This is a genomic window from Hahella sp. HNIBRBA332 (assembly GCF_030719035.1).
In the GTDB taxonomy this organism is placed as follows: Bacteria; Pseudomonadota; Gammaproteobacteria; order Pseudomonadales; family Oleiphilaceae; genus Hahella.
In genome coordinates this window covers 1549956-1564565 of the sequence record NZ_CP132203.1, presented here as the reverse complement: position 1 = coordinate 1564565, position 14610 = coordinate 1549956, and the positions used below count along the sequence as shown (strand labels likewise).

Here is a 14610-nt window from a genome sequence, read left to right as displayed (position 1 = left end):
TGGGACTACAGCCCGGTCGGCTCGAACAAGGATCAACAAGGAAGACTGCGAGGTGATACTTTGATCAGGGTGTTAATTGTTGATGACCACGAGCTGGTGCGCGCCGGCTTGTCCAGAATGTTAAAAGATGAAGACGGTATTGAAGTAGTCGCGGAAGCCCGCTCGGGCGAGGAAGCGGTCAGTATTGTCCGCCAGCATCCTATCGATATTATTCTCATGGATATTCGTATGCCCGGCATTGGCGGGCTGGAAGCCATGCGCCGCATTCATCGTATTGATGAAAGCGTAAAAGTGGTGGCGGTCACCGCCTGTGAAGACGACCCATTTCCATCACGGGTCATGAAAGCCGGCGCCTCCGCTTACATTACCAAAGGCGCGGATATTACCGAGATGGTCAAAGCCATCCGCGTGGTGCATGCCGGGCAACGTTACATTAGCCCGGACATCGCTCAGAAAATGGCGCTGCGTCCGTTCGACGCGGAAGAAGGCGATGTATTCGAGAGTTTGTCCGAGCGGGAGATGCAGATCGCCATGATGATCGTGAATTGCCATAAGGTGCAGGAGATTTCCGACAAACTCTGCCTGAGCCCTAAAACGGTCAACAGCTACCGCTATCGTATTTTCGAGAAACTCAACATCAACAGCGATGTTGAACTCACTCTTCTCGCCATCCGGCATGGTATGCTCGACGCCAATCAGGTCGGCAGCCTGAAAACCTGAACGTGAGGACTCTGGCGATATAAAACGTCGCCAGCCCCGGGCGCCGCTTCGCACTGGCGGAAAACGGCGCATTTGACAGCAATCCGACGGAAAACTCTGATCGGTGGAATCGCAATCCATTTTCGACGCTAAATCATTTCTCAAACAACTCACCACGCATCCGGGCGTCTATCGCATGATGGACGCTCGTGGCGAGGTGTTGTACGTCGGCAAGGCGCGCAATCTGAAAAACCGCGTCAGCAGCTATTTCCGCAACACCGGCGTCAGCATCAAGACCCGCGCGCTGGTGGAGAAAATCGCCGACATTGAAATCACCATCACCCACAGCGAAACCGAAGCGCTACTGCTTGAACAAAACCTGATCAAGACGCTGAAGCCGCCCTACAACATTCTGCTGCGGGATGATAAATCCTACCCCTACATCTATCTGTCGTCCCACTCGGACTACCCTTCGTTGACTTTTCGGCGGGTACGGCAGAAAAAGACCGGCAAGGGCCGCTTTTTCGGTCCTTACACCAGCGCCGCCGCCGTGCGCGAAAGCCTGGCGTTGCTGCAGAAGATTTTCCGCATCCGCCAGTGCGAAGACAGTTTTTTCAGCAACCGCTCCCGTCCCTGCCTGCAACATCAGATCGGGCGTTGCAGCGCGCCCTGCGTGGGGTTGATCGATCCGCAGAGCTACGCGGAGGATATGTCCCACGCCACCATGTTTCTGGAGGGGCGTAACCCGGAAATCATCAACGAAACCATCCAGCAGATGGAGACCGCCTCGGCGCAGTTGGATTTTGAGCGGGCGGCGGTGCTGCGCGATCAGGTGGACTATCTGCGTCGGGTGCAGGAACAGCAAGCGATTGAAGGCGTGGCTCGCGACATCGACGCTTTCGCGCTCTCCTCGTCATTGGAGCTGGTGGTGGTGCATGGTCTGTTTATCCGCACCGGCCGCGTGGTCGGCAGCAAATCCTTCTATTTGTCGGAAAGACTGGAAAGCGATGACGGCGACCTGTTGTCTTCCTTCCTCAACCAATACTACTTCGGCGAGCACGCCATTTACGGTTTGCCTCAAGAAATCACCACCTCTGTCGGCCTGACGGATAAGGACGCGCTCAAAGACGCCTTTAAAGAAGTCTTCAATCGCAACGTGCGGATCGAGCACAATGTGCGCAGCAACCGGGCGGAGTGGCTGCATCTGGCGCAAACCAACGCTAATCAGGCGCTGAGCACGCGCATGCAGTCGCAGGACGCGCAACTGCAACGCTGGCAGTCATTCTGCGACGCGCTGAGCCTGGAGACATCCGTGAAACGAGTGGAGTGCTTTGACGTCAGCCATACCTTCGGCGAGGCGACCGTCGCGTCCTGCGTCGTGTTCGGACCGGACGGGGCGATAAAAGACCTGTACCGTCGTTACAATATCAAGGATGTGCCCGCCGGCGACGATTATCACGCCATGGAGCAGGCGCTGACGCGGCGCTACAGCAAGCTGAAAGACAGCGATGTCGGCCTCCCCGACATCATTCTGATCGATGGCGGCAAAGGACAGCTCGGCATCGCGCATCAAGTCTTTGACGAGCTGCAGATCACCGGCGTAACGCTGATTGGCGTCGCCAAAGGCGTAACGCGGAAACCCGGCATGGAAACCTTGTTCATTTCCGCGGATAATTCGATCCTGAATCTGCCGGGCGATTCCACCGCCCTGCATCTGATTCAGCAGATCAGGGATGAGGCTCACCGATTTGCGATCACTGGACACCGGAACCAGCGCAATAAAAAGCGAACGCAATCGGTTTTGGACGCCGTGCCTGGCATTGGTCCCAAACGCAGACGGGACCTGCTCAACTATTTCGGCAGCGTGCGCAATATAGAACGAGCCAGCCTCGAGGAAATCAAGCGCGTGCCTGGCATTAGTGAAGTGATAGCTCAAACAATTTATGCAGCCTTCCATGAATAAACGCTCAAGAAAGTCGGTTTTTCTCAATTTCCCCAACATCCTGACCTTGGGCAGACTCGTCCTGATTCCGGTCATCGTCGTTATTTATTACCTTCCCTTTCAAGGCAATTACGTGGTGGCGGCGGCGATTTTCGCCCTGGCGGCGGCGACGGATTGGCTGGACGGCTACCTGGCCCGACGCTGGAACCAGATGACGCCCTTCGGCGCATTTCTCGACCCGGTAGCGGACAAAGTGATCGTGGCGGTGGCCTTGGCGATGCTGGTGGAGGCTCACCACAATCTGGCCCTTACCGCTCCCGCCATTGTCATCATTGGACGGGAAATCGTCATTTCCGCCTTACGGGAATGGATGGCGGAAATGGGCAAACGCGCCAGTATCGCCGTGAACTTTATCGGCAAGGTCAAAACCAGCTGCCAGATGCTCGCCATCACCGCCCTGCTCGCGTTTCCGCCAGGAATGAAAGAAGCATGGGTTGGCCTGGCGTTGCTCTATATCGCCGCCCTGCTCACGCTCTGGTCCATGTTCGTATATTTAAAGGCGGCCTGGCCGGAACTGACCCGGGACTCCTGATTTCCCACAGTGTCTGAAGGTCTGTTGACGCTCCTGCGCCAGACCTTCGCGGCGATCTTGAAGTTACCTATGGGTTACCCAATCGCCATTTCCGCTGCACAACTCAACACCCGCCCCTGAAACCGTAACAGGCCCATAACAAAGCGCCTGATCGCCAATCTGATGTAACAAAAATCTCCCCAGTAAAACTGGCGAAACCTCATCATATGACTAAGACTAGAGGTAAGGGTGTAGAGGTGGCGAATATGAAGGACGCAATAAGCAAACTAAAACCCGCCAAAGCCAAGGCGGTAATCGACAGCTTCGAAAACTCATGGATGATCTGGGAGATGGTCAGGGAAGCCAAAGCTCACGGTAGATGCGAACGCAAAATAGTCGTCGACCGCGATTTTTCCCCTCTTGAACTTGAACAGGCGTTTCGTTGCCTGGGTCTGAGTTTTGGTTCATTCGTGGACAAAAAAGTGGATATGGCCGAATGGTTTTTATGGCTGGTCTGCCCGGAAACCATCGTTTCCTATGCGGAGCCGGACCCGCCTTACTGAAGCGCCGGGCGACGCTCCCTGTAACATCGAAACTCTAGCCTAACTGGATTTGACGTCGCTGGCGGCGAAAGGTCGCAGCGCCTGCTCGATATCCTGGTACAACCCCGGCAACCATGCTGGCGCGTTCTGCGGCGGCGCATCCAGAGCGCGCAAGCGGAAGTCGTGAGGAGCGATGATCACATCAATATTGCTCGCCCCCACTCGGTTAGCCAGAATAAACAGATCCTCCACCGCCGGGTCGCCCATCGCCAGGCACCCCACGGATGACGCCTTGCCATGGATAAAAATATCCCCGCCCGGCGACGTTCGCCCTTCCGCCCTCGCGTGCTTGAGATCAAACGGGTTGGGATAGTTCAGTTTCATTGAAAGGTGGAAGCTGCTGTTGGGATTGAAGCCTTCGATGCGGTAAAAGCCCTCCGGCACCTGACGATCGCCTTCACGTAATTTGGGGCCGGCGACGCCGCTGGCGGCCTGGATGGGATAGGCGCTGACCAGAATCTGTACGCCATCCTGCTCCGCCCACAACTCCAATCGCTTCTCCTCCTTGAACGCCAACAGGGTAATGCGCCGCGGCGGATACGTCACGCCCGCCTTGGCGAACGCGGCCTGCAAGCCGGGCTCCACCACAGGGCCGATATTGCGCACCACGTCATCCAGCGTCCGTCGTCCTTTCAAATCCAGGTATAAAGGAACCCAGATCGAGCGGCCAAACTTATAAAAACCAGTGAGAGCCAGTGTCGCCGCCAGCGATACGCCCACCATGACAGTTTTAAACTTTTTCGACATACCGCTCACTTCCGCCTGGCTCCTCATCGGACGCCATCATGATATTTAGCCGCCAGATCATAATGACTCGCGACATCCGCCTCAACTCATTCATCTCACCCCATTCTTCTGGCCTCAACTTTATGCGCGCCGTTAACTCCGAAAATTCCTCCGCGCTGCTATATTCAAAGTGAGGGGCAGTCGCGTTTGCAGGAGCTTGGTCAAACAGCGGCTGTCGCGCCAGCTCTGAGTGGCGACAAGCTGCGCTGCGTCAAAGCGGCGGAGACCTCTATCGATAATGATGAACCACTGAATCAGTGAGTTAACGGACAGCGCATGAGCAATACTGATCCTCAACCACCACAGAAGCTGCCTCTGAACTGGGTTGTGTGGACCCTGGCGATCGCTTTGATGCTTTATTATTTTCCCGCCATGCGCGACCGTCCGGAACCCGCCATTAAACTTCCCTACAGCGAATTCAAGATGCTGTTGCGCGAAGGGCAAATCAGCAGCGTTACCCTGCGCGGCAGTGAGCTTGACGGCAAATTCATCACCCCGCGCATGTTTCCGGAGCAGCGGCGACAATACTCCCGCTTTCTGACTCAGCTGCCGGATTTCGGCAATGAGGCCATATTAGCGGAGCTGGAGGAGCAGAATATTCCGCTGGAAGTGAAAGAAGGCCACGACGCCAGCAGCTCCAAAGTGATTTTGCTGTCCTACCTGCCCTGGATCATGTTCATGGTCATTCTGTTCTGGCTGTCCCGTCGTACGCTCCGTAACTTCTCTGGCCGGGGCGGCGCGTTCGATTTCGACAAGCGGCTGGAGACCCAGTTCGAATGCCAAAAGCCGGACACTACCTTCGACGAGGTTGCCGGACAAAGCAACGCCAAACGGGAAGTACAGGAGCTGGTGGAATACCTGCGCGACCCAGACCGCTTCCACCGCGTGGGAGCCTTGGCGCCGCGGGGCGTCTTGTTAATGGGCCCGCCCGGCACCGGTAAGACGCTGCTGGCCAGAGCCTTGGCCGGAGAGGCGGGCGTCAATTTCTATCCCATGTCCGCCTCTGAGTTTATTGAAGTCTTCGTCGGCGTCGGCGCGTCGCGAGTGCGTCAGTTATTCAAAACCGCCAAAGAGAACGCTCCCAGCATCATTTTTATTGATGAACTGGACAGCGTCGGTCGCACCCGCGGCGCTGGCTATGGCGGCGGCCATGACGAAAGGGAGCAAACCCTGAACCAGATTCTTGCGGAGATGGACGGTTTCGCCGGTCACGACGCCGTCATCGTATTGGCGGCCACTAATCGCCCGGATGTACTGGACCCGGCGTTAATGCGCCCCGGTCGTTTCGACCGTCACGTCACCCTGGATTTGCCGGATCAGGAGGGACGCGTCGCGATTCTCAAGGTTCACGCCAAACGCATCCCCCTGGCGGACGACGTCAATCTCACCCAGATCGCAGCAGGAACGCCGGGCTTCTCCGGCGCAGATCTGAAAAACCTGATAAACGAAGCCGCCATTCAGGCCGCCCGGGAAAATCGGGACCACGTACACAGTCTGGATTTCGATGTCGCCCGGGACAAGATCATCATGGGCGCCGAGCGCACTCTGATTATTCCACCGGATGAGAAGCATCGTCTCGCCGTGCATGAGTCCGGACACACTTTGGTCGCTTATTACCTGCCCAATACCGATCCGCTGTACAAAGTCTCCATTGTCCCCCACGGACGCAGTTTGGGCGGCACCCACCAAATGCCCTTACAGGAACGGCATACATATCCGGAAGAGTATCTGCGCGACAAACTCGCCGTGATGCTGGCGGGTCGTATCGCCGAGCGTGAATTGCTGGGCAGCGTCAGCACCGGGGCTGACGATGACATTCATCAGGCGACGGGGCTCGCCCGCGCCATGGTCAGTCGTTGGGGCATGTCGAAAGAGGTGGGTCCGGTGGATCTGCGCGACAGTGAAGAGCACCCTTTCCTTGGCCGTGAAATGGCCCAGCCGCACCATCACAGCGAGTTTTCAGCGGAAATCATCGACAAGGCCGTGCGCGAACTGCTGATGTCTGCGGAAACCACTGCCGCCGACCTGATTCACACACACCGGGAAAGACTGGACAAACTGGTGTCGCTGCTGGAACGCTCAGAGACGCTGCACAAGGCGCAGATAGACGAATGCCTGCAAACCGGGGCGCCCTAGCGCCCCGGGACCATCCGCTGACGGGAAAACGCTAGTCGTCTTTGATTTCCACTTCCCTGCCCTTCACCGCCACATCGCCGGACTTGGGCACTTTCAACGTCAATACGCCGTTCTTGAAGTTCGCATGCAAACGCTCGCCGTCGGCGTTGTCTGGCAAAGTGAGGATACGCATAAAGCTGCCGTAGCTGCGCTCTACGCAATGATAATCCTCTCTTTTTTCTTCCGACTCATGCTTCTTTTCACCACTGATGGTCAGCCGTTGCCCATCCAAACTGACTTTCACATTCTCTTTGGAGACACCCGGCAGTTCGACGCTGATACTGTAGGACTCCTTGCCCTCTGAAATATCCAGATTGGGCTTCAGCAAGCCCGCCCATTCACGCCCCAAGCCGAACTCGGGCAGTTCGGGGTACTTAAAGGAGTGCAGCATGTCATCGAAAAGGCGATCCATTTCCTGACGGAATCTCGCCATGGGATAGTTACTGGATTGACGCGAACTAACGGGGACTTCGCTTGCGCTCTTACCTTCCTGGTGCAGCCAGTTCCAGGGAGACCATTTCTTCAGATTCATATCGACCTCCTCGCTTCTCTTTCCATGGATAAATGCATTAGCGGTACGGCCCTCAATGAGGGCGCTGACACAAAAATAGTGTAGCGCTGCGAAGCGATCTGGTGTGATGAAGTCAGGTTGAATTTTGATAGAGATCAACTGATTTTTAGTTGATTAATCAATATCAAATCTCGTGTTGAGCGCATTCTTTTATAACGTTCGGGTAAGAAAAAATGCCACTTCCATCCAAGCATTAAAGCCCTCCCGCAAATCAGGCGTCTACGGGAGAACGATTATCCTCATTTATACGAAGGTGTCCGCCACCAACGTCGGCTTGGCGGGATCAAAACGCACGACGCCAGTATGGGCGTCCATGGCGGTGGCGTGGCTGACGACCACCCAACCACTGTTGCGGTAGTACAGAAAGTTAAACGCCACAGGAAGATTAAGGCCAGGCAGATTGTCATTGCCATACTGACTGAAATCGAAGACCGAAATGACGTTGGGCGTCACGGCGCTGATCAGGTTATTGACTCCGACATTGCCGGGATGCTGGTGGTGATAGACGCGAAAGTAAGCGCCACCAAGAGGCGATTCGGTAATGAAGAAGGCGCAACCGTTCATCGCTGCGGTAAACACGAATCGGTGCTGAGGATTATGCCTCGGCACGTCTACAAATCCCGGCAGTCCCGCGCCGTTGACATAGGGACACCAGTAGCCGGTCAACGCGCTGTCATTCGCAGGGTGATCGTGGATCACCGCAAATCTGGATTGCCGTCGGCCACCCACTGGCGTCGCGGCGGGCTGTAAATCGAAACACCCCATTTTTGTGTACGGCAACAGGTCCACTGCGGCCCTTTCAGCCATGGATACGCCCTGCGGATTGTTATTGCGTCTTTGGATATGCTCATCGAACCAGCGATGATTGATCGTATTGTTGTTCAGAAACGCAATGGGATCGCTTATGAACTGGGTATTGCGGTTATCCACGTTACAACTCCTTGATATGGCTGAATATAAGCTCACTGCACAATACAAGTCCAAGCGCCTGGACGCCATCAAACCCGCCATTAAAAATTCATCATGTCGCCGTCATTTTCGGAGCGTTCGGTCAAGCGCCTACTCCAACAGCGCCATATGGTCTTTCACCGCCGCCGCAAGGCCTCCCTGGGTGATATAGCGTCCCTTGACGCACACCTCATACGCTCTACGCATTTGCGTCGCGCATCGATGCGCCGGCATGCGCCCTTCGCCGGTTCCCAGTCCGGGACATAAGAGTGAGCGAATCTGACGGCCGCCCTGTGCGTTCATCTGGTTGTGACGAATCACGGCTTGCAGCACCGCCTTGAAAGCCAGGTAAGCATTAGCGGTTTGCGAAACATCCATAGGAACGCGCATGGTGGGGGCGGAAATGAGGAAAGGAATGCTTTGATGATCAGTCTCAACGACAATGGCCTGTCCAACGGGGATTTCACCAAAGTAGTCAGACTCCAGCGCCTGACGTACTTTCGCTTCCAGTTCCCAGCCAAAGTGCAGACTGTATTTGAGGTCCAGGCCGCCATCCATGTAACCGAAGCTATTGGCGGGACTCACGATGGCGTCGGCGACCTGTTTCAGAATATCGCCGTCGATAACTTCTACATTCGCCAGCCCATCAAACTGGCGCTTCCAAGCGTAAAACAGATCCAGGCTGTACGCCACTAATCGAATGCTAAAAATACAACCTCCTTTAGACGACCCAGTATGGGCCGCAAGGGGGAGAAATGTAGACGATCAGCCGCGACAAGTCACCACAGATTTCCACTCGGCATATTCTCCAGGTCCTTGGCGCGCTTCAGGTGCTCCAGCAAGGCGGACAACTTTTTGTTGACCGCTTTTTCCAGCACCCAGCGTTGTCCGCCATATACAATCACCGGGCAACTGTCCGACCAGTCGTAGACATAACCGCAATGGGAACAAGCGTGGGGCCAACGCACATGGTAAATGGACTCGGGCATCTGGGTCAGATAGTCCCGCAGCTCCGGGTGATCATCGGTGGCTCGCAATACGCCCAACCAGCACTTTTTACAGCGCCACTCTTCCAGCTCAGCTCTGATGGGTTTACTCTTTCTCATGCAAAATACTGTATATAAATACAGCATTAAAGAAAAGTACTTTTTGCTTCCACTGCGTGCTTTCTATTGCAGAATGGCGATCGTATCCCGGCAACGGCGAATGATGTCGAGCTGCATCAGCCGGGCCAGGCGTCCTTCACTGTCCCGTATTTGTTTGCGAAGAAAAATTGGCGCCACCAAAGAAATAAGCACGCCGACCGACGAAACCGCTGGAAAAATCAGCGCAATTTTGTAGGCGGCGGTGTCGCCGGAGAAATGCTGTACGGATTCCGCCAGGGCCCACGCCACCAGAAAAAAAGCGAAGAAGCACAGAGGCAGCGCCCAGCGCGCGGTTTTGTCCCGCTTAATATCCTCTTTGATGCTCTGGGTGCGCTGGTCAAACATCTTGAGCAGGCTCTGCCAGATATCTCTGGCGATGGCTTCCGTATTCACCCGGTTTTCCTGAATGGAGCCGATGCGAAATAATAGCGGGCGCTCAGGTTTGACCTTTTCCAACGCATAAACATCCAAATATTCCAGTCGTCCGCTTTCCGGGCTCACCAGATCAATTTCGCCTCCCGCCAGATTCAATCTGCAGATCACCTGCCCTTTATGTACCGACTGCCCAATCGCGGCGATGGGATAGATAGAACGTACGCGTAACATATCAAGCAGCGTTACATCCGGCAGATGTACAGCTATCTCCATGAACTGGCCTCATTTATAAGCAGCGCTGCGGCGGCATTTCGTTGATCAACGATTCTAATATAGCCCTATTCCTGGGTTCGGGCGAAAAGGTGATAATATGGCTCCGCCGGGCGTCCCGCCTCATTGTTCAGAGACATCATGATTATGCGCCTCAGAGACCTTAAAGGGCTTGGACCCAAGTCAGAAAAAGACCTTATCGCCATCGGCGTCGATACGCCGGAAAAGCTCAGGGAAATCGGTCCGGTCAGAACGTTTCTGAAGTTGAAGCAAGCCAGCGCCGCCAAACCCAGTCTTAACTTTTTATACGCCATGGTCGGCGCCGTGGAAGACCGCCACTGGATGGAAATCGCCAAGTCGGAAAAGACGCGTCTGCTGATGGAGCTTGAGGGCTATCGGGAGTTGGAGGAAATACTGCGCGCGGAAGGATTGAGTCTGGACCAGGATTGACCGGCGGCGCTAGAGATGGGGCATTGCGACGATACAACCCCCCACCCAACCGGAGCGCATCCATGCGCCTGGGAACTCATATGGCGATATGGTCGCCATGTAAATACCGTCATGCGTAACCGGCCAACTTGGAAATATCCGACGCATTGAGGCTGAATATGCGCCAGTTATCCTCGCACTTCGCACCCTGGGAGTGATAAAACATCGCCGCCGGCTCGTTCGTGGTCAGGACATCCCAACGAATCTTGCGCCCCCCTTCACGCAGACACTCCCGCGCCAGCGCCGCCATCAGTTTTCCGCCCAGACCGAGGTAGCGATATTGCTGCTCGATAAACAGCTCCTTGACGTAGATCCAGGGCGTCAGGTCATAAGTGAACGGCAAGCTGTAATACACCAGCATGCCCACCGCCTGGGCATCCGACTCCGCCACATAGACGCCGAAATCGCGATTGACGAATAAGCGGCGCTCCAGCTCCTCCAGGGTGACGGCGAAGTCCTCAGCATAGCCTTCAAACTCAGCCAGTCGCCGCATCATGCCCAACAGGCGCGGTCCGTCCTCCAGACGCGCCGGACGGATGACGCTGGGATTGTCGCTAGGCATCCGCATCCGTCTCCAAAGTGAAGCCCTCATCAATCCATCCCGTCACGCCTCCGATCATTTTCTTGACCGGGCGCTGCAGAGTCGCCAGTTTGATCGCCGCCTTCTCCGTCGCATTACAGTGCGGACCGGCGCAGTACACCACAAACAGGGTATCCGTGGGATAGGCCGCCAGATTCTGCTCGTTCAGGCGCGTATACGGCAGGCTGATAGCGCCGGCGATATGGCCTTTGCAATAGGCTTCATCGCCTCTTACATCCAACAATACAAAGTCCTGACGCTTGTTGCTGATGGCGTGATGAACGTCCCAGCAGTCGGTTTCAAACTGCAATAACGCCTGAAAATGCGCCAATGCGGTTTGGCTGTCTGCGGCCGGAATTCTGGATACAACAGATGACATAAGATTCTCCTTTGGGTTAGTGCGTGATCATTATTGGTTTTCCAATGTCAATCCGCCATTGGCTTGAAAGACATTGTTCGTTAATATCAAGCCAGCCTCTTTTGAAGAGATGAACAGGAGATAGTCGATGCATAACGTGGCCATTCTGGCGTTTGAAGACGTGGCGTTTTTTGAGCTGGGCTGCGCGGTGGAGCTGTTCGCCCTGCCCCGTCCGGGCATCGAAGACTGGTACCAGTGCGATCTCGTCTCCTTCACTCCCGGACCGCTGACGACCACCTCAGGATTTCAGATCTGCGCCCGTCAGGTGGAGAGCCTCGATGCATTCAGCACCCTGGTCATCCCCAGCTGGCCCACCCAGCTCACCGATATTCCCGCCCCCATCGCCGCCGCCGTCACGCGTTTTTACGAACAGGGGAAGCGCGTGCTGTCTCTTTGCTCCGGGGCCTTTCTGCTGGCGGAATTAGGACTACTCGAAGGACGACAGGCGACCACCCATTGGCGCTACGGCGACAAGTTCAAAAGCCGCTACCCCGGCGTCGACTACGTGGATGACGTGCTGTATGTATACGATGGCGTCATTGGATGCTCAGCAGGCAGCTCCGCTGCGATAGATCTTTGTCTGGAGGTGATCCGCGACGATTATGGCTATAAGGTCGCCAACCGTATGGCGCGCGGCATGGTGCTGTCCGCCCACCGCAAAGGCGGCCAGGCTCAGTTCGCGGAAACGCCGGTGCCGGAAAACAACAGTCAGTTCAACAATGCCATTGATTGGGCGCTGCGTAATCTGGATAAATCCATCGACATCAATCTGTTCGCCCAAAAAGCCAGTATGTCCCGACGCACTTTCGACCGGAAATTTCGCGCTGACTTTAATATCACGCCGAAGGAATGGCTGACCCATCAACGCCTGAATCTGGCCAAAGAAATTCTGGAAAATCAAAACTACAGCATCGAGAAAGTCGCCGCCCTCTCCGGCTTTGACAACGCTACCACCATGCGCCACCACTTCCGCAAAGAATTCGGCATCACGCCGACATTGCACAGGAAGAATTTTAGTCCGCTGGTGAATAGGAACATGATCAGCGAAAGTGTTCCGTAGTATTACTTAGAATAAACACACTTTTTCGGTAACCCTACGAATACGCTTACGCCCTTATTCATCGTACTCTACTTAGATACCCTGTTTCTGCTCGTACACGGACTTACCCAGAAATTCCGACGTTTTCTATGGGAACCTTCGTTTTGATAAAAAATTTCATTTCTAAGCTAGCTGTCGCCAACCCAGAGCAGTTCACCGCATTTACCCCTTCAGAGGAACGCACTCGGCTTAGCGCTTCGCTCTACATCATGTCAGGAAAAATCATCGAAGCAGCGGGGCGACATAACCAAATGTCCATCGCCAAAAAAACAGTTGAGCTGCATCGCTGGTACGGCATGGCTCTAAATAACGCTAATATCAGCGCCATGCAGCAATTTATTGAGCAACAGATGCTGTCGAATGACTACCCTGAAGACAGCCTGTTCAGGAAGTGGGCGACTTACTACAACAAGCATTTCATATCAACAAACCCCAGGATGACATTCCACAAAGATAAAGGCATGCGCAGCGACGTCACTCCAGAGGAAATTGCCCCAGGAAACGTTTGAAGACATCCGCCACTAAGCCGGACGCCTCCAGTTTCTTGAGCGACTGGTCATAGCCGGCCTGCAGTCTCGCCATATCCGGATGCACAGAAGCCTTCACGAATACGTTGTAGTAGGGGCGGCTAACCAGGGGCTTGGGCAGATAGGTGATGAGCTTATCCAGGCCTCTCTGGCGCAAGTCGTAGAGCGCTTCCTGGGTGTTCATCGGCGCCGCTTCGATGCGCCGGTTCAACAGCATCTCCACCAACAGGGTATGGCGGCTCACCTTGACGATATTCAAATCAGAGTTCCAGAATTCCGGCGTATACGCCCATTCGTTAACCGCGCCGATACGCAGGTTTTTAAGGTCTTCCAGCGTATTGAAAGTGATATAGGGCTGATTGTCCTTAAGAACAAAGAAGTGCCAGCTCAGGTCTTTGTAGGCCACCTGAGGATAATTTAAATATTCGGCGCGCTCTTCTTTAAAAGAAAAGCTCATCACCATATCCACCCGCCCCTGATGGGCTTCGCGGATAATGCGGGCGCCGGACTCTATCAATTGAAATTCATGCTCAATCGACAGGTCATTGAGAATAGCCCTGACGATCTCAACATCGATGCCCGTGAAAACGCCGTTTAGCTCCATTCGATAACGCAGTTCAGGCGTCCCCACCACGATAAGCGGTTTCGCCCCCGCTCCCATCGCGAACGATAGCAGGACAACCACCGCCAATCCCCTGAACCACCTTAGGAATACCGCCATAAGACTCCTTCATTCAGAGAAGCATTAGTCTGTAAAGATAAGCTTAGACGGTCGGTGAAGAGGCGGCAATGAGCCCGGGGATATGCCAACGCTTAGTTGAAGAAATAGCCGCCCACACTCATAACCATCGGGCGGCCTGTTATGAAGCGGACGCTAAAAATCGTCCGGCATGGCGTTTTCCATCCAGTCTCGATCAATATCCGAACCGTCCCACTTCGCAGCAACCTGATCGATCAGCTCCTGAACCGTACCGCTTTGAATATCAACATCCGTTCCCATACCGAAAAAAGAGTACAGCACGTCTTCATAGAAGTTTTCCGGGTCCACGTCGTATTCATTCGGATCAAAGGCCAGAATCTCCTCGTCCGACTTATCGTCGTCATAGTTATCGCGATAGATCTCCAGAATATGCTGGGTCGCTTTTTCTTTCAGCGTCATTCTCTTTATCCTCTGTGGAAACATATTTCAAAGCTATGATGGCAAGGTTCTGGCGTACGGGCAATTGCGTTGCTGGGCGCTCGAAATCGCAACGCCTTCCCAACAACCCAATAACAAGCGTCAGACGTGGCGCGCCTGTATAAAAATAACACTGATCATAAATTGTAAAAATTCCCGGAAGCCCTACGGAATAAAGGGAAGCCAGCGTTTTCCAAAGAGATATCCACAGGTTGTGTGGATATCCAAAGCCGCAA

At 54.7% G+C, this 14610-nt stretch carries 18 protein-coding genes; 8 read left to right on the top strand and 10 right to left on the bottom strand.

Annotation, left to right across the window (positions count from 1 at the left end; translation table 11 throughout):
- Positions 1-60: 60 nt before the first annotated feature.
- The 4 genes from uvrY (at position 61) to O5O45_RS07385 (ending at position 3775) form a co-directional block, all read left to right on the top strand.
- The gene (gene uvrY, locus O5O45_RS07400) at positions 61-720 is read left to right on the top strand and encodes a UvrY/SirA/GacA family response regulator transcription factor (protein WP_011397823.1); all 660 of its coding nucleotides are present in this window, start codon (positions 61-63) and stop codon (positions 718-720) included.
- A gap of 103 nt (positions 721-823) precedes the next feature.
- Positions 824-2662, top strand: a complete 1839-nt coding sequence (gene uvrC / locus O5O45_RS07395; RefSeq protein ID WP_305904581.1) for an excinuclease ABC subunit UvrC — start codon at positions 824-826, stop codon at positions 2660-2662.
- Positions 2655-3233: a CDP-diacylglycerol--glycerol-3-phosphate 3-phosphatidyltransferase gene (gene pgsA, locus O5O45_RS07390; protein ID WP_305904580.1), complete on the top strand. Its 579-nt coding sequence runs from the start codon at positions 2655-2657 to the stop codon at positions 3231-3233. The genes uvrC and pgsA overlap by 8 nt, the downstream gene beginning before the upstream one ends.
- A gap of 206 nt (positions 3234-3439) precedes the next feature.
- Complete coding sequence (locus O5O45_RS07385; RefSeq protein ID WP_305904579.1) at positions 3440-3775, top strand: hypothetical protein; 336 nt, start codon at positions 3440-3442, stop codon at positions 3773-3775.
- A 39-nt stretch (positions 3776-3814) separates the two neighbouring features.
- Here O5O45_RS07385 and O5O45_RS07380 read toward each other — a convergent pair whose 3' ends face one another.
- Entirely contained in the window at positions 3815-4561 is a 747-nt protein-coding gene (locus tag O5O45_RS07380) for a L,D-transpeptidase family protein (RefSeq protein WP_305904578.1), read from the bottom strand.
- A gap of 315 nt (positions 4562-4876) precedes the next feature.
- Between O5O45_RS07380 and ftsH the strand changes: the two genes are divergently transcribed.
- Positions 4877-6736, top strand: a complete 1860-nt coding sequence (ftsH, locus tag O5O45_RS07375) for an ATP-dependent zinc metalloprotease FtsH (RefSeq protein ID WP_305904577.1) — start codon at positions 4877-4879, stop codon at positions 6734-6736.
- A gap of 31 nt (positions 6737-6767) precedes the next feature.
- Here the strand turns inward: ftsH and O5O45_RS07370 are convergent, their stop codons facing one another.
- The 5 genes from O5O45_RS07370 to O5O45_RS07350 all read right to left on the bottom strand — a co-directional run bounded on the left by O5O45_RS07370 (position 6768) and on the right by O5O45_RS07350 (position 10087).
- On the bottom strand, positions 6768-7307 hold the full coding sequence (locus tag O5O45_RS07370; protein WP_305904576.1) for an Hsp20/alpha crystallin family protein: 540 nt from the start codon (positions 7305-7307) through the stop codon (positions 6768-6770).
- Positions 7308-7589: 282 nt separating this feature from the next.
- The gene (locus tag O5O45_RS07365; protein WP_305904575.1) at positions 7590-8276 is read right to left on the bottom strand and encodes a hypothetical protein; all 687 of its coding nucleotides are present in this window, start codon (positions 8274-8276) and stop codon (positions 7590-7592) included.
- A 129-nt stretch (positions 8277-8405) separates the two neighbouring features.
- A complete protein-coding gene (locus tag O5O45_RS07360; RefSeq protein WP_305904574.1) occupies positions 8406-8987 on the bottom strand; it encodes a macro domain-containing protein in 582 nt (193 codons plus the stop codon).
- Between the two features lie 86 nt (positions 8988-9073).
- Complete coding sequence (locus tag O5O45_RS07355) at positions 9074-9400, bottom strand: hypothetical protein (protein ID WP_305904573.1); 327 nt, start codon at positions 9398-9400, stop codon at positions 9074-9076.
- A 63-nt stretch (positions 9401-9463) separates the two neighbouring features.
- Positions 9464-10087, bottom strand: coding sequence for a hypothetical protein (locus O5O45_RS07350; RefSeq protein ID WP_305904572.1), 624 nt, complete (start codon positions 10085-10087; stop codon positions 9464-9466).
- Between the two features lie 138 nt (positions 10088-10225).
- On the opposite strand from O5O45_RS07350, the gene O5O45_RS07345 reads away from it, so the two are divergent.
- Positions 10226-10534, top strand: a complete 309-nt coding sequence (locus O5O45_RS07345; RefSeq protein ID WP_305904571.1) for a TfoX/Sxy family protein — start codon at positions 10226-10228, stop codon at positions 10532-10534.
- 109 nt (positions 10535-10643) lie between these two features.
- Here the strand turns inward: O5O45_RS07345 and O5O45_RS07340 are convergent, their stop codons facing one another.
- Both O5O45_RS07340 and O5O45_RS07335 read right to left on the bottom strand, forming a co-directional pair.
- Positions 10644-11135 (bottom strand): GNAT family N-acetyltransferase, encoded by a 492-nt coding sequence (locus O5O45_RS07340; protein WP_305904570.1) that lies wholly within the window; start codon positions 11133-11135, stop codon positions 10644-10646.
- Positions 11128-11532, bottom strand: a complete 405-nt coding sequence (locus tag O5O45_RS07335; protein ID WP_305904569.1) for a rhodanese-like domain-containing protein — start codon at positions 11530-11532, stop codon at positions 11128-11130. The genes O5O45_RS07340 and O5O45_RS07335 overlap by 8 nt, the downstream gene beginning before the upstream one ends.
- Before the next feature lie 127 nt (positions 11533-11659).
- On the opposite strand from O5O45_RS07335, the gene O5O45_RS07330 reads away from it, so the two are divergent.
- Both O5O45_RS07330 and O5O45_RS07325 read left to right on the top strand, forming a co-directional pair.
- Positions 11660-12631: a helix-turn-helix domain-containing protein gene (locus O5O45_RS07330; protein ID WP_305904568.1), complete on the top strand. Its 972-nt coding sequence runs from the start codon at positions 11660-11662 to the stop codon at positions 12629-12631.
- A 128-nt stretch (positions 12632-12759) separates the two neighbouring features.
- Entirely contained in the window at positions 12760-13179 is a 420-nt protein-coding gene (locus O5O45_RS07325; RefSeq protein ID WP_305904567.1) for a hypothetical protein, read from the top strand.
- Here O5O45_RS07325 and O5O45_RS07320 read toward each other — a convergent pair.
- On the bottom strand, positions 13145-13918 hold the full coding sequence (locus O5O45_RS07320) for a substrate-binding periplasmic protein (protein ID WP_305904566.1): 774 nt from the start codon (positions 13916-13918) through the stop codon (positions 13145-13147). The two genes, O5O45_RS07325 and O5O45_RS07320, sit on opposite strands and share 35 nt — an antisense overlap.
- 153 nt (positions 13919-14071) lie before the next feature.
- Positions 14072-14356, bottom strand: a complete 285-nt coding sequence (locus O5O45_RS07315) for a hypothetical protein (RefSeq protein ID WP_305904565.1) — start codon at positions 14354-14356, stop codon at positions 14072-14074.
- Between the last annotated feature and the right edge of the window lie 254 nt (positions 14357-14610).

What these genes read in the sequence shown, in the direction of transcription:
- pgsA (WP_305904580.1), top strand. Translation starts at nt 2,655, where the DNA reads ATGAATAAACGCTCAAGAAAGTCGGTTTTTCTCAATTTCCCCAACATC.
- O5O45_RS07385 (WP_305904579.1), top strand. Translation starts at nt 3,440, where the DNA reads ATGACTAAGACTAGAGGTAAGGGTGTAGAGGTGGCGAATATGAAGGAC.
- O5O45_RS07380 (WP_305904578.1), bottom strand. Translation starts at nt 4,561, where the DNA reads ATGTCGAAAAAGTTTAAAACTGTCATGGTGGGCGTATCGCTGGCGGCG.
- ftsH (WP_305904577.1), top strand. Translation starts at nt 4,877, where the DNA reads ATGAGCAATACTGATCCTCAACCACCACAGAAGCTGCCTCTGAACTGG.
- O5O45_RS07370 (WP_305904576.1), bottom strand. Translation starts at nt 7,307, where the DNA reads ATGAATCTGAAGAAATGGTCTCCCTGGAACTGGCTGCACCAGGAAGGT.
- O5O45_RS07355 (WP_305904573.1), bottom strand. Translation starts at nt 9,400, where the DNA reads ATGAGAAAGAGTAAACCCATCAGAGCTGAGCTGGAAGAGTGGCGCTGT.
- O5O45_RS07350 (WP_305904572.1), bottom strand. Translation starts at nt 10,087, where the DNA reads ATGGAGATAGCTGTACATCTGCCGGATGTAACGCTGCTTGATATGTTA.
- O5O45_RS07345 (WP_305904571.1), top strand. Translation starts at nt 10,226, where the DNA reads ATGATTATGCGCCTCAGAGACCTTAAAGGGCTTGGACCCAAGTCAGAA.
- O5O45_RS07340 (WP_305904570.1), bottom strand. Translation starts at nt 11,135, where the DNA reads ATGCCTAGCGACAATCCCAGCGTCATCCGTCCGGCGCGTCTGGAGGAC.
- O5O45_RS07335 (WP_305904569.1), bottom strand. Translation starts at nt 11,532, where the DNA reads ATGTCATCTGTTGTATCCAGAATTCCGGCCGCAGACAGCCAAACCGCA.
- O5O45_RS07330 (WP_305904568.1), top strand. Translation starts at nt 11,660, where the DNA reads ATGCATAACGTGGCCATTCTGGCGTTTGAAGACGTGGCGTTTTTTGAG.
- O5O45_RS07325 (WP_305904567.1), top strand. Translation starts at nt 12,760, where the DNA reads ATGGGAACCTTCGTTTTGATAAAAAATTTCATTTCTAAGCTAGCTGTC.
- O5O45_RS07320 (WP_305904566.1), bottom strand. Translation starts at nt 13,918, where the DNA reads ATGGCGGTATTCCTAAGGTGGTTCAGGGGATTGGCGGTGGTTGTCCTG.
- O5O45_RS07315 (WP_305904565.1), bottom strand. Translation starts at nt 14,356, where the DNA reads ATGACGCTGAAAGAAAAAGCGACCCAGCATATTCTGGAGATCTATCGC.